We start from the raw sequence: 13,383 nt of genomic DNA, 5'->3' as shown, positions 1-13,383 counted from the left end.
GCGCGGCCTCCGCTCAATGGGTGGTGAGCAGCCCGCGATCGGACAGCGTGTTGACGAAGGCGAACGCCTCGCGCTCGATCACGGCCTCGTCGCCCTTGAAATGGCTCTTCAGCCCCTCGACCAGGTCGCCGACGCGCACCGGCTGCTGCAGGCGTCGCCAGACTTCGCTCCCCACAGCGTCGAGTCCGAAATAACGGCCGGTCGACACCATGATCAGCATGATCTCGCCATCGACATCGCTCATGATCGCGTCGGGGGAAGCCGCAATAACGGCGTCGGGTGCCAAGGTTTCGCTCATGGACTCGAGCCTTAGCAAGCTGCAGGAACTTGTAAATCTGCCATTGTCTGCGGGTTGATCCCGGCCGGCCGGCGGCGCATGGACTGTCGGACGCGCAAGGGGAGCAGCGATGGCCAGGCCGATCCGCAACATTACCATTGTCGGCGGGGGTACCACTGGCTGGCTTGCCGCGGCGGTGCTCAACCATCGGCTGCAATGGGGCTATGCCCATCCCGACGGCGTTTCCATCACTCTGATCGAGTCCCCGGACGTGCCGATCATCGGCGTCGGCGAGGCGACGATCCCGGGCATGCGCCACACGCTGAATTCGATCGACGTGGACGAGGCCGAATTCATCGCGAGGACCAACGGGACGTTCAAACTGGGCGTCAAGTTCGACGACTGGCACAAGCCGGGCGGGCCGAAGCGCCAGAGCTATTTTCACCCCTTCACCGGCGGGCTTCAGGTCGGCGGGCGCAATCCCGCCGCCTCGCTGCTCGCCTATGGCCTGCCCGACGGCGTCAACGAGGACGACCAGCTCGGCAATCTGGTCGGGCACGGGGTCGCCGCCGCACTGGCCGGCAAGTCGCCCAAGCGCACCAGCGACCGCGCCTATAACGGCGCGCTCGGCTATGCCTATCATGTCGATGCGCGGCTCTTCTCGGACTTCCTGCGCGAGGTCGCGGTGGCGCGCGGCGTCACCCATGTCAGCGACACCGTCCAGTCGGTCGAGAAGGATGAGCGCGGCCATATCTCCGCGCTGAACCTGGAGCAGGGCGGCCGGCACGAGATCGAGCTGGTGATCGATTGCACCGGCTTTCGCGGCCTGTTGATAAACGAGGCGATGGGCGAGCCGTTCGAAAGCTTCGCCGACTATCTGCCCAATGATCGCGCCGCGGTGGTCCAGATCGCGCACCGCGAGGGCGATCTGCTCGAGCCTTTTACCACCTCGACCGCGATGGAGCATGGATGGCGCTTTCGCATCCCGCTCCAGTCGCGGATCGGCACCGGCTATGTCCATTCCAGCGCACATGTCGACGAGCAGGCGGCGATCGACGAACTGGTCCGCTCGCTGAACGGGGCCGAGCGGCTGACCGATCCGCGCATCATCCGCACGCGCAACGGCCGGTCGCGCCGGTCCTGGGTCGGCAATTGCGTCGCCTTCGGCTTGTCGTCGGGGTTTCTCGAGCCGCTCGAATCCACCGCGATCCAGTTCGTCGACTTTGCCTGTCGCCGCTTCCTGCAATGCCTGCCCAGCAGCGACTTCGAGCCCGCGGCGATCGCCAAGTTCAACGCCCAGATGGCGGGGCTGTACGACGATGTCCGCGACTTTCTCGGCCTGCACTTCACCTTGGGCGACCGCGACGACACGCCCTATTGGCGGTCGATCCGCCACGATGTGAAGCGATCCGATCAGCTGGAGCAATGCCTTGCGCTGTGGCGCGACGCGCTGCCCGATGTCTATGATCCCCGGCCGAACGACGTCTTCACCTTCTGGAGCGTCTCGGCCGTGCTGTTCGGCAAGGGCTTTTATGACGGCCCGCCGCGCGTGGGGACCGACCTGCTTCCGCGCGAGGTGTGGGACAATTATGTCCGGCGCTTCCTGCGCCTGCGTCCGCCGCTGCTCGACATCATGCCGGATCACGCCGCGGCACTGAAGGCGATCTGCGAGACTGCGGAGTGCGGCGCCAGCGCGTCACGACCGCCGCGCGCCGCCGTCTCGCCGACCATGGGCTTCGCACTTGGCCCGCCGGTGCCGGTAATGAGCCCCGACATCAATGCCGCAGCGTGACGTCGTTTTCGCCAATTCGGGTAATTTGAGTAATTGACCTGATTGCCAATAGTCACGGACAAAGTATAACCCCGCGCAGTTGTTCAAGGGGGATCGAGACCATGACGAATTCGCCCAACGCCGTCGACACCCGCCCCGAGTGGCGGACTCCGACGCTGATCGAGGACCATGTCAGGGACTCGACCCGTCACGACTTTACTGCGGACATCGACAATTACGAGGGTGATAACCCCGTCAACTACGGGAGCTGAGCAGGGCACTCGGCTGAACGGTTGAGCCGGTGTCCCGGATCCGGACGCCGGTTTTGTCTTATCTGCATGCGACTCGCCGCGTCTGTGGCTTATCCGCAGTGCATCTAAACTAACTTCAGTGATCTTCATCGATCGACTTGAGGAACGACCTGAGGGTCGGTGAGGAATCTTCCCCCCGCCATGCGAGCCCTGTTTCCAGCATCGGCGCAGTCTTTCCCAGCGGCAGATAGCGGACGCCGGTTCGCGCAAGATGCTGGAGCGAGCGCGGCACCAGCGCCATGCCGATTCCCGCCGATACCAGGCTGATGATCGTCTGCATCTGGATCGCTTCCTGCCGGATGCGGGGCTGTCGCCCGCGCGACCGGTAATAGCCGGTCACCAGATCGTGAAAGTCGGGGGACACGCGCGCCGGAAACAGGATCAGCGGCTGGTCCATCCACCCCTCCCCGCGCAGCATCGACGCAACCGGTCCCAGTCTCCCCTCGGCCAGCCACGCCTCCGGCACCGCCGCCATCAGCGGCTCGGAGAGGAGCGGGCGATAGGCAAGCTCGGCCGGCAGTGCCGGGCGGGTCGGGATCAGGATCCCCGCATCGGTCCGGCGCGCCAGCAGCGCCTCGATCTGGACGTCGCTCGTCGCCTCGATCAGGTCGATCTCGACATCCGGGAAGCGGCTCGAATAACGCTGCACCAGATCGGGAAGCACGCTGTAGTCCGCGGTACTCACGAACGACAGGCTCAGCCTTCCCGCCTCCCCCGTCAGCAGGCGCCGGGCGATCTCGGGCAGCGCCGCGAGTCCCGCCACCGCCGGCCGGACATGCTCGAGCCAGCTTTGCCCGAAGGGCGTCAGCGCCACGCTGCGCCGCGTCCGCTCGAACAAGGCAGCGCCCAGTTCGCGCTCCAGCGCCTGGATCGACTGGCTGAGCGGTGGCTGGGTCATGCCGAGCTGCGCGGCGGCGCGGCCGAAATGCAGCGTGTCGGCAACGGTGACGAACTGGCGAAGCTGACGCAGGTCCATTGATATCTCCTGCGACCCAATAGCGCGGGAACAATATATTTCACAACTGATGCACACGCGCCTAGCTTGCGACGATCAGCGCAGCTTCAGGATCCGGACATGCCCCATTATCGTTCCCGCACCAGCACCCATGGCCGCAACATGGCGGGCGCGCGCGGCCTGTGGCGCGCGACGGGCATGACCGACGAGGATTTCGGCAAGCCGATCATCGCCATCGCCAACAGCTTCACCCAGTTCGTACCCGGCCATGTCCACCTGAAGGACCTGGGCCAGCTGGTCGCGCGCGAGATCGAGGCGGCCGGCGGCGTCGCCAAGGAATTCAACACCATCGCGGTCGATGACGGCATCGCGATGGGTCATGACGGCATGCTCTATTCGCTGCCCAGCCGCGACCTGATCGCCGACAGCGTCGAGTACATGGCGAACGCGCACTGCGCCGACGCGCTGCTGTGCATCTCCAATTGCGACAAGATCACGCCGGGCATGCTGATGGCGGCGATGCGGCTGAACATCCCGGCGATCTTCGTCTCGGGCGGGCCGATGGAGGCCGGCAAGGCCGATATCCGTGGCAAGACCGTGGCGCTCGACCTGGTCGACGCAATGGTCGTCGCGGCGGACGAGAGCTATACCGACGAGGAAGTGAAGGTGATCGAGCGGTCGGCCTGCCCGACCTGCGGCTCCTGCTCGGGCATGTTCACCGCCAACAGCATGAACTGCCTGACCGAGGCGCTGGGCCTGTCGCTGCCCGGTAACGGATCGGTGCTGGCCACCCATTCGGACCGCGAGCGGTTGTTCCGCGAGGCGGGGCGCACGATCGTCGACCTGGCCAAGCGCTGGTACGAGCAGGACGACGCAAGCGCCCTGCCTCGCAACATCGCCAGCTTCGCCGCGTTCGAGAATGCGATGAGCCTGGACATCGCGATGGGCGGATCGACCAACACCGTGCTCCATCTGCTCGCCGCGGCGCATGAGGGCGGCATCCCCTTCACCATGGCCGACATCGACCGGCTGTCGCGACGCGTCCCCTGCCTGTGCAAGGTCGCGCCCGCCAAGCAGGACGTCCATATGGAGGATGTCCACCGCGCCGGCGGCATCATGGCGATCCTGGGCGAGCTCGAGCGCGCCGGGCTGGTCGACGCCAGCCTGCCGACCGCGCATGCGCCGACCCTGGGCGATGCGCTCAACCGCTGGGACATCGGCCGGACCAATAGTGACAGCGTGCGCGACTTCTTCAAGGCAGCGCCGGGCGGCGTGCGCACCACCCAGGCGTTCAGCCAGAGCAATCGCTGGCACGATCTCGACACCGATCGCGCGACCGGCGTGATCCGCGACGTCGACCATCCCTTCTCCAAGGATGGTGGGCTTGCGGTGCTGTACGGCAATCTCGCGCCCGAAGGCTGCATCGTGAAGACCGCAGGCGTCGACGAATCGGTGCTCACCTTCCACGGCACCGCCCGCGTGTATGAAAGCCAGGACGCGGCAGTCGTCGGCATCCTGGGCAACGAGGTGAAAGCGGGCGACGTCGTCGTCATCCGCTACGAAGGGCCGAAGGGCGGGCCGGGCATGCAGGAAATGCTCTACCCGACCAGCTATCTAAAGTCGAAGGGACTGGGGAAAGCCTGCGCGCTGATCACCGACGGGCGCTTCTCCGGCGGCACTTCGGGCCTGTCGATCGGCCATGTCTCCCCCGAGGCGGCCGAGGGCGGGCTGATCGCGCTGGTCCAGACCGGCGACCCGATCGTGATCGACATCCCCAATCGCGGCATCCGCCTGGACGTGGACGACGCGACGCTCGCGCACCGGCACGAGGAGATGGTCGCCCGCGGCAAGAAGGCGTGGAAGCCGTTCGGCCGCAAGCGCAACGTCTCGCCGGCGCTGCGCGCCTATGCCGCGCTCACGACCAACGCCTCACGCGGCGCGGTGCGCGACGTAAGCCAGGTCGAACATGACTGAGAGACATGGTGCGGGCGGTCGGACTCGAACCGACAAGGATCTCTCCGGCGGATTTTGAGTCCGCTGCGTCTACCATTTCGCCACGCCCGCAGCGAAGCGCCGGTGCCTAGCCGACGCTTCGCCGCTGGGCAACCGGCTCCGGAAAAATCAGCGACGGGCGTTGCGCCGGGTGCTCGACCGGACCCCGGCTCGCCCGCCTTCGCGGCAGCACGCACACTTCCGTGGTGCCCCCATTGTTCCGGCTATGGCCGACACCTATCGTCGATCCATGGACATACCAACGATCTCGCATCCCCCGTTTCTGGTCTCGCATGAGGTACTTAACGACCGAGGCCTACAGATCATCCTGGAGGAACGGAGCGGATCAGGTCCTGCCGAAACCGGTCCTTTTGATGATTTCGTTTCATATGAGATTATCGCGGCGCCCGGAGACGGAATCTACCAGGTGAGTTGGCCGGTCGTCGTCTGCTTCGCAGTCAGAGGCGACCCCTTCCCGACGGGAGGAGCTGCCAAGGTCACGATATCCGAAATAGGCAGCGACACCGCATTTCTCGAATGGGTCAGGAGCGAATCAAACGCGTCGCCGGAATATATTGCCTTGATAAGCGGCGGGTTCGACGAGCCTGCCGAGTTGCGGCACTGGGTGATCAATACGATGGAGGCGCATTTCGACGTGGCAGCAACCGCGCCGCCGCGGGTCGTTCGCCTGGGCCCAGCTATAGGCAACTAACTGCCAGTATCGGCCGTTGGGCGTCGCAGTTTCGAGAGCCCCAGCGGACCTTGGTCAAACATCACTCGGAGGATTCATGCTCGCATTCACCCTCGCCATTGCCCTCGGCACCGCAGCCCAGGCGGCACCCCGCCCCTCGACGCCGATCATGATCGAGGCGGGCGACCTCGATCCGTGCAGCAACGGCGTGGTGCATGGCCTGAAGGCCGCAGGCGATGGCTTCCTGTCGATCCGCAGCACGCCCTCGACCAAGGGCCGCGAGCTCGACCGCCTGTACAATGGCGCCGACGTGTACATCTGCGCACAGAAGGGCGACTGGATCGGCATCGTCTATTCGCACAAGGGCGGCAACTGCAACGTCACCTCGCCCTGGCCCAAGACCATGGCCTACACCGGCCCCTGCCGCTCCGGCTGGGCCCACCGCCGCTGGATCGAGCTGACGGCGGGGTGAGATGCGGGCCGGGAGCAGCTTGGGGAGAATTCGCGTGAGTTTGCTAAGGTGGCTTACAGGGGCGAGAAACCGAATGCAGACATCCGCGCCCGCACAAGCCGGGTGCTGGTGGTCGCTGCCGAACTCGGTCGCGGTGGCGGCCGGAAAGGGATTCACTGTGCCGGTCGTAGGCGAATCAAGGTTTCAAAGCGCTCTGAACACGATTTGCGGTGGTAAGGTAGCCCAAGGGCAGGATCGTGAGATCGCTGCCGTCCTCCGCTTCGAGAACAACAAGCACGACCCCCACGCGATTAGCGTCCACATTCAGGGGGCACAGGTTGGTTCGATAGCGAAGGCATCAGCGCAGGAATTGCGGAGCCAGATCGCCCGTGTGAGCCCGCGGCACCACGCCATATCCTGCAAAGCAAAGATGGTTGGGGGTTGGAAAGATGGCGAAGAGGAGGGCCATTTCGGAGTAAAGCTGAGTTTATCGCAACCCCTGCGGGTTGCCTAGCTACGGTCATCGCTGGTCCGGCTTCACCGGTATCGAGCGATTATCCTGATCGTATGTTAGCGCTCGAAGCTTTGGCAGCGCGACCCTTAACGTGACCGGCTCGGGGTCACCTCGCTGCGCGCGGATCAGCTTTGCTCGCCCGTTAAAATAAGCGGTCACTATCGCTGCAATCCCAAGACCCGCGCTACCCATCCCCCGCCCAATTGATGTCAGCATCAGCATTTTCCTGGCCTTTCCCTGGCGCTCGTTGCGCTAAGGGCTCCTCCTATCGAGCCAGTTTTCCGCTTGTTACCGCCGTCAGGAAAAGCCCATTCCTGAAAGTCAGTGCCCACCATCTTCATCATGCCCTCACGGTCAGCGAGAGTGCGTTTACAGTGCAGGATCGCATTGTGGAAAACTCGCGCTGTTCACCTGCGCCATTTTGCAGTCGATGCCCGAGATCATCAATATTGACAGCGTGCAGCAGGCGCGTGGCGTTTCGCCCACTGGTGGTCGGTCCGCGTCTAGTCAGGACGGTCGAGAGCATGACTACCTTGGTGAGCTCCGAAGGTCACCGCGACAGGCGCGTCGATGCGCATGCGCGCCAACGATTTCCGACGCCTTTTTGCGGTTGTAGTGAAGGGCTAGCGCTGAACTTTTGCAGAATGCGTTTCAACGATTAAGGTAAAATTCCGCACCAAATCCTCGGGATGAATCTTAATTGTCAGTTCGTCGGCGCCCGGCGGCGATAGCTTAGCGCCTCCGCCACATGGATCCGGGTGACCTCTTCCGACCCCGCGAGATCCGCGATCGTTCTCGCCACCCGCAGCACGCGCGTATAGCCGCGGGCGGACATGCGCATCGCCTCCGCTGCCTGGGCCAGCAGCTTGCGGCCGGGCTCGTCGGGGGTCGAGAAGGCGGTCAGCACCTCGCCGTCCGCTTCGGCGTTGGTTCGCGCCGTCACCTCGGCATAGCGCGCCGTCTGGATCGCGCGGGCGGCGGCGACGCGGTCGGCGACTTCGGCGGATCCTTCCACTGGCGGCGGGAGGATCAGGTCGGCGGCGCTGACCGGCTGGACCTCGACATGCAGGTCGATCCGGTCGAGCAGCGGCCCCGACACCTTGGCCTGGTAATCGGCGGCGCAGCGCGGTGCGCGGGCGCAGGCGAGCGCCGGGTCGCCGAGATGGCCGCAGCGGCACGGGTTCATCGCCGCGACCAGCTGAACGCGGGCCGGGAAGGTCACATGGGCGTTGGCGCGGGCGACGCTGACCGTGCCGGTCTCGAGCGGCTGGCGCAGCGAATCGAGCACCGCGCGCTGGAATTCGGGCAGTTCGTCGAGGAACAGCACGCCGAGATGCGCCAGGCTGACCTCGCCCGGCTTCACCTTCAGCCCGCCGCCGACCAGCGCCGCCATCGACGCCGAATGATGCGGGCTGCGGAACGGCCGCGTCCGCGTCAGCCGCCCGCCGTTCAGCGTGCCCGCCACCGATCCGACCATCGACACTTCCAGCGCCTCGGCCGGATCGAGCGGCGGCAGGATGCCGGGCAGGCAGGACGCGAGCAGCGACTTGCCCGCACCCGGCGGACCGCACATCAGCATGTTATGTCCACCGGCCGCGGCGATCTCCAGCGCGCGCTTGGCCACTTCCTGGCCGCGCACCTGGTTTAGATCGGGCCCGAACGCCGCCTCCTCCGCTTCGCCCGGGGGCGCGTCTGGCAGCAATTGGTGTCCCTTGAAATGGTTGATCAGCCCGATCAGGTCGGGTGCCGCGATCACCTCGACCATCCCGGCCCAGGCTGCCTCCGACCCTTGAGCCGCAGGACAGACCAGCCCCTTGCCGATCTCGCCGGCATGGATCGCGGCCAGCAGCACCCCGGCCGACGAGGCGACCCGCCCGTCCAGCCCCAGTTCGCCGACCACGACATAGCCGGCGAGCGTCTCCGCATCGGCAACGCCCATCGCCGCCAGCAGCGCCAGCGCGATCGGCAGGTCGAAATGCGATCCTTCCTTGGGCAGGTCGGCGGGCGACAGATTCACCACGATCCGCTTGGGTGGCAGCGCCAGTCCCATCGCCGCGATCGCGCCACGCACCCGCTCGCGGCTTTCCGCAACCGCCTTGTCGGCCAGCCCGACGACGTTGAACGCGGGCAGCCCGGGGATCAGCTGGACCTGCACCTCGACCGCGCGCGCCTCCAGCCCCAGATAGGCGACCGTCGATACGCTGGCGACCATGACTGCTTCCCCCGTTTGCGGGGAAGCTTAGCGGGCTTTGCGCGGGCGGGAACCGAACCCCTCCGGAATGGATCAAAGTCCGTTCCAGAGGGGAGGAACGCGTCAGTCGCGGCGGCGCAGTTCGTCCCGAATCTCGCGCAGCAGCGCGATGTCGGCCGGCTCGGCGGCGGGCTCGGCCGGCTTTTCCTCGGGTTTGGGCATGATCTTGTTCACCGCGCGCACCAGCAGGAAGATGATGAACGCGACGATCAGGAAATTGACCGCCACGGTGATGAACGAGCCATAGCCGAGCAGCGGGACGCCGGCCTTCTTCAGCGCGGCATAGTCGCTGGACCCGACCAGATTCGCCGGCACCTCGCCCAGCACGATGAAATAGCTGGAAAAATCGAGACCGCCCATGACCCGACCGATCAGCGGCATGATGATGTCGTCGGTCAGCGACGTGACGATGCGGCCGAACGCGGCACCGATGATCACCGCGACGGCGAGATCGAGCACGTTGCCGCGTGCGATGAACGCCTTGAATTCCTTGAGCATGATCGAGCTCCCTCACTGAAACGCCTGGGGAGGGTCGCACCCCCGCCATCCGGCGTCAACGCAGGCCCTGCGCCAAGGATGCGACGAACAGAGGCCGCGAAGCGCCCGACCGTATTGCCCGACCATGACACCCTCCCCACATCGGCCTCATGAAGGACCAGGCCCGCCATCCCGCGCTGCGCATCGCCCTGCTCTGCCTCGGCTTCCTGCTGCTGGCGATCACCCCGCTGGTCGGGCCGATTCCCGGCCCCGGCGGCCTGCTGACCTTTGCCGGCGGCATGATCCTGATCCTGCGCAACTCCAACTGGGCGCGGCGGGTATTCGCGCGGACCAAACGGCGCTGGCCGCGATTCGGTCATTATGCCGACATGGCGCTGCGCCGGCCGAGCTTTCACCGTCGGCGCGAGCGGAACAGGCTGGCCCAGGCCGGCGCGGGTTTCGGCGACGCACCGCGTTGAGTCCGCGTTGACTTGAAACGAGTCGCTGTATATGGGCTCCCGACGCGAGGCCGCCCCTGTGGCGGCCCTTTTCTATTCTGAATTTCGAGGATGAGCCATGAAGCGGACCTTTCAGCCGAGCAACCTGGTGCGGGCGCGCCGGCACGGCTTCCGCAGCCGGATGGCGACCCCGGGTGGCCGCAAGGTGATCCGTGCGCGTCGCGCCCGCGGCCGCGCCAAGCTGTCGGCGTAACTGCCGTAGGCCAGCCGTCTGCAGGGCTTTCGGGCCTGAAGCAGCGCAAGGATTATCTGGCTGCAAATGCCGGGCGTCGCGCGCCGATGCCCGGCTTTGTGCTGCTTGTGCGCGACCGCGCCGACGGCACGGACGATATGCGGATCGGCATCACCGTATCCAAGAAGGTCGGCAACGCCGTCATCCGCAACCGGATGAAGCGGCGCTTCCGCGCGCTTGCGCGCGAGGTCCTGCCCGAGTCGGGCCTGGCAGGGGCCGACCATGTCCTGATCGGCCGCAGTGGCGGCATCGAACGCGACTATGACGCGCTGCGCGCCGAACTGCTCAAGGCATTGGGGCGCGTCCGGCGATGATCGCCCGCCTGCTGATCCTGATCGCGCGAGGCTGGCAGCTCGGCCCCTCGCTCATTCTCCCGCCCAGCTGCCGCTATGCGCCCAGCTGTTCGGCCTATGCAATCGAGGCGCTGCGCCGCTATGGCGCGGTGAAGGGCAGCTGGCTCGCCATCCGGCGAATCGCGCGCTGCCACCCTTGGGGCGGCCACGGCTACGATCCCGTGCCGTGACGCGAACCATCTTTCCGAGGAAGACGTGGTGACAGAAGACAAGCGGAACATGGTCATCTTCGTGGTGCTGGCGGCAATATTGCTGTTCGCCTGGACGCCATTGGTGAACATGATCTCGCCGCCGGCAAATCCACCGGTCACGAAGATCGAGAAGGGCAAGTCGGTCCCCCTCCCCGCACCCGATTCCAACCCGGCAGCCAATACGCCGCAAGCGCTGCGCGACCGCGCGCTGGTCCTGGCGGAATCACCGCGCGTGGCGATCGATACGCCCAAGCTGAAGGGCTCGATCAACCTCAAGGGCGCCCGGATCGATGATCTCGAGCTCAAGAGCTACGACGAGACGGTCGCAAAGGACTCGCCGCCGGTCCGCCTGCTCTCCCCGGCCGGCGCCGCAGGCGCCTATGTCGCGCAGTTCGGCTGGAACGCCTCGGGCTTCCAGGCGCCGAACCGCGACACGCTGTGGACCGCTGATGCGCCGACGCTGACCCCGCAAAAGCCCGTTACGCTGACCGCGACCAATGCGACTGGCCAGCGCTTCGCCATCACCATCGCGGTCGACCAGAATTATATGTTCACGGTGACCCAGAAGGTCGCCAATGTCGGTGCAGGCCCGGTCGTCGTCCAGCCGCGCGCTGCAGTCACCCGCGCCGAGCAGACCAAGGACGTCGATCAATGGGCCGCCAGCGTCGGCCCGATGATCGTCCAGAACCGCGCCGCCAATTATCTCGATTACAAGGAAGTCGGCGAGGCCGGATCGAACGGCCTGAAGTTCGACAATCGCGGCGGCTGGGCCGGCTTTACCGACCATTATTGGCTGACCGCGGTCATTCCGAACCAGAATGCCGATGTCGAGCTGCGCCAGATCCAGAACCCCGACAAGAGCTATCAGGCCGAATATGCGCTGAAGACGCCGGTCAGCCTCGAGCCGGGCAAGCAGACGACCTACACCAGCCACTTCTTCGCCGGCGCGAAGGAAGTGAAGGTACTCGATGCCTATGAGGCGGACCTCGGCATCTCGAAGTTCGGCTATGCGATCGACTGGGGCTGGTTCGGCATCATCGAGCAGCCGATCTTCTACTATCTCGACTGGCTGTTCCGCCTGGTGGGCAATTTTGGCCTGGCGATCATCCTGCTGACCTTCACCATCCGCCTGCTGCTGTTCCCGATCGCCCAGCGCCAGTTCGCCTCGATGGCGGCGATGCGCGTCCTCCAGCCCAAGATGAAGGCGCTGCAGGAACGCTACAAGGACGACAAGCCGCGCCAGCAGCAGGAGATCATGAAGCTGTACAAGGAGGAGAAGGTCAATCCGCTCGCGGGCTGCCTCCCGATCCTGCTGCAGATCCCGATCATGTTCGCGCTGTACAAGGTGCTGCTGCTGACGATCGAAATGCGCCACCAGCCCTTCGTGCTGTGGATCAAGGATCTCAGTGCCCCCGATCCGGCCAATCTCGGCGCCCTGGCCCATATGGCGGGGTTCCAGCTGCCGGCCTTCCTCGCGCTGGGCGTCGTGCCGGTGCTGCTGGGCGTGTCGATGTACTTCCAGATCAAGCTGAACCCGGCGCCGATGGACGAGATGCAGAAGCAGATCTTCTCGCTGATGCCGTGGATGCTGATGTTCCTGATGGCGCCGTTCGCGGTCGGCCTGCAGGTGTACTGGATCACCTCGAACATCGTGACGATCGCGCAACAATGGTGGCTGTACCAGAAGCATCCGGTGCTGTCGCAAAAGCCCGAAAAGCCCGAAAAGGCAGCCAAGTGAGCAAAGACCTGTTCGACCCCGAACTGGTGGAGGCGGCGCGCAAGATCTTTGCGGGTCCCGTCGCCTTCCTCAAATCGGCGCCCGAGCTGCGGCACCTGCCCTCACCCGACGTGCCCGAGGTCGCCTTTGCCGGCCGCTCGAACGTCGGCAAGTCGTCGCTGCTGAACGCGCTGACCAACCGCAACGGCCTGGCGCGCACCTCGGTCACGCCGGGGCGCACGCAGGAGCTCAACTTCTTCGACGTCGGCGATCCGCTGCGCTTCCGGCTGGTCGACATGCCGGGCTATGGCTTTGCCAAGGCGCCCAAGGATGTCGTCAAGAAGTGGCGCTTCCTGGTGAACGACTATCTGCGCGGGCGCGACGTGCTGAAGCGCGCGCTGGTGCTGATCGACAGCCGCCACGGCATCAAGGATGTCGACCGCGAGGTGCTCGAGATGCTCGACACCGCGGCGGTCAGCTATCGCATCGTCCTGACCAAGGCCGACAAGATCAAGGCGACCGAACTGGCCGATGTCGAGGCGCGAACCGCGGAGGAAGCGCGCAAGCGTCCCGCCGCCCATCCGCAGATCCTGACCACGTCCAGCGAAAAGGGCATGGGCATCGCCGAGCTGCGCGCCGCGGTGTTCGAAGCAGTCAGCTGAGCCGGTCCACGACCGCCGGT

At 65.6% G+C, this 13,383-nt stretch carries 15 protein-coding genes and 1 tRNA gene; 11 read left to right on the top strand and 5 right to left on the bottom strand.

Going from position 1 to position 13,383, the window contains the following annotated elements:
• Window positions 1-13: 13 nt before the first annotated feature.
• A complete protein-coding gene (locus tag ACZ1H8_RS17975; protein WP_465178584.1) occupies window positions 14-298 on the bottom strand; it encodes a PqqD family protein in 285 nt (94 codons plus the stop codon).
• A 109-nt stretch (window positions 299-407) separates the two neighbouring features.
• Here ACZ1H8_RS17975 and ACZ1H8_RS17970 point away from each other — a divergent pair, with 109 nt between their 5' ends.
• A complete protein-coding gene (locus tag ACZ1H8_RS17970) occupies window positions 408-2,069 on the top strand; it encodes a tryptophan halogenase family protein (protein WP_465178583.1) in 1,662 nt (553 codons plus the stop codon).
• Window positions 2,070-2,170: 101 nt separating this feature from the next.
• Complete coding sequence (locus tag ACZ1H8_RS17965) at window positions 2,171-2,320, top strand: hypothetical protein (protein WP_465178582.1); 150 nt, start codon at window positions 2,171-2,173, stop codon at window positions 2,318-2,320.
• 115 nt (window positions 2,321-2,435) lie between these two features.
• Here ACZ1H8_RS17965 and ACZ1H8_RS17960 read toward each other — a convergent pair whose 3' ends face one another.
• Window positions 2,436-3,335: a LysR family transcriptional regulator gene (locus tag ACZ1H8_RS17960; protein WP_465178581.1), complete on the bottom strand. Its 900-nt coding sequence runs from the start codon at window positions 3,333-3,335 to the stop codon at window positions 2,436-2,438.
• Between the two features lie 99 nt (window positions 3,336-3,434).
• Here ACZ1H8_RS17960 and ilvD point away from each other — a divergent pair, with 99 nt between their 5' ends.
• A complete protein-coding gene (ilvD, locus tag ACZ1H8_RS17955) occupies window positions 3,435-5,288 on the top strand; it encodes a dihydroxy-acid dehydratase (RefSeq protein WP_465178580.1) in 1,854 nt (617 codons plus the stop codon).
• Between the two features lie 6 nt (window positions 5,289-5,294).
• On the opposite strand, the gene ACZ1H8_RS17950 is transcribed toward ilvD, so the two are convergent.
• Window positions 5,295-5,378 (bottom strand) — tRNA-Leu (locus ACZ1H8_RS17950).
• Between the two features lie 154 nt (window positions 5,379-5,532).
• Between ACZ1H8_RS17950 and ACZ1H8_RS17945 the strand changes: the two genes are divergently transcribed.
• Both ACZ1H8_RS17945 and ACZ1H8_RS17940 read left to right on the top strand, forming a co-directional pair.
• Window positions 5,533-6,018 carry a hypothetical protein gene (locus ACZ1H8_RS17945; protein ID WP_465178579.1) on the top strand — a complete coding sequence of 162 codons (486 nt, stop codon included), beginning with the start codon at window positions 5,533-5,535 and terminating at the stop codon, window positions 6,016-6,018.
• A 76-nt stretch (window positions 6,019-6,094) separates the two neighbouring features.
• Window positions 6,095-6,469, top strand: coding sequence for an SH3 domain-containing protein (locus tag ACZ1H8_RS17940; protein WP_465178577.1), 375 nt, complete (start codon window positions 6,095-6,097; stop codon window positions 6,467-6,469).
• Window positions 6,470-7,665: 1,196 nt separating this feature from the next.
• Here the strand turns inward: ACZ1H8_RS17940 and ACZ1H8_RS17935 are convergent.
• Window positions 7,666-9,174 (bottom strand): YifB family Mg chelatase-like AAA ATPase, encoded by a 1,509-nt coding sequence (locus tag ACZ1H8_RS17935; protein ID WP_465178575.1) that lies wholly within the window; start codon window positions 9,172-9,174, stop codon window positions 7,666-7,668.
• 102 nt (window positions 9,175-9,276) lie between these two features.
• Window positions 9,277-9,711, bottom strand: a complete 435-nt coding sequence (gene mscL / locus ACZ1H8_RS17930) for a large conductance mechanosensitive channel protein MscL (RefSeq protein ID WP_465178574.1) — start codon at window positions 9,709-9,711, stop codon at window positions 9,277-9,279.
• Window positions 9,712-9,860: 149 nt separating this feature from the next.
• Between mscL and ACZ1H8_RS17925 the strand changes: the two genes are divergently transcribed.
• The 6 genes from ACZ1H8_RS17925 (at window position 9,861) to yihA (ending at window position 13,363) form a co-directional block, all read left to right on the top strand.
• Entirely contained in the window at window positions 9,861-10,169 is a 309-nt protein-coding gene (locus ACZ1H8_RS17925; protein WP_465178573.1) for a PGPGW domain-containing protein, read from the top strand.
• 97 nt (window positions 10,170-10,266) lie between these two features.
• Window positions 10,267-10,401 (top strand): 50S ribosomal protein L34, encoded by a 135-nt coding sequence (gene rpmH / locus ACZ1H8_RS17920; RefSeq protein WP_066793417.1) that lies wholly within the window; start codon window positions 10,267-10,269, stop codon window positions 10,399-10,401.
• 86 nt (window positions 10,402-10,487) lie between these two features.
• Complete coding sequence (gene rnpA / locus ACZ1H8_RS17915) at window positions 10,488-10,754, top strand: ribonuclease P protein component (RefSeq protein ID WP_465178572.1); 267 nt, start codon at window positions 10,488-10,490, stop codon at window positions 10,752-10,754.
• A complete protein-coding gene (gene yidD, locus ACZ1H8_RS17910) occupies window positions 10,751-10,963 on the top strand; it encodes a membrane protein insertion efficiency factor YidD (protein WP_465178571.1) in 213 nt (70 codons plus the stop codon). Before rnpA ends, yidD begins: the two co-directional genes overlap by 4 nt.
• A gap of 49 nt (window positions 10,964-11,012) precedes the next feature.
• The gene (gene yidC, locus ACZ1H8_RS17905; RefSeq protein WP_465181417.1) at window positions 11,013-12,722 is read left to right on the top strand and encodes a membrane protein insertase YidC; all 1,710 of its coding nucleotides are present in this window, start codon (window positions 11,013-11,015) and stop codon (window positions 12,720-12,722) included.
• A complete protein-coding gene (gene yihA, locus ACZ1H8_RS17900) occupies window positions 12,719-13,363 on the top strand; it encodes a ribosome biogenesis GTP-binding protein YihA/YsxC (protein ID WP_465178570.1) in 645 nt (214 codons plus the stop codon). The genes yidC and yihA overlap by 4 nt, the downstream gene beginning before the upstream one ends.
• The last annotated feature ends 20 nt before the right edge of the window (window positions 13,364-13,383 follow it).

It is taken from the genome of Sphingomonas sp. BL-S-25, assembly GCF_055521555.1.
The sequence above is the reverse complement of the archived record's forward strand: the minus strand, read 5'-3'. Positions and strand labels throughout refer to the sequence as shown.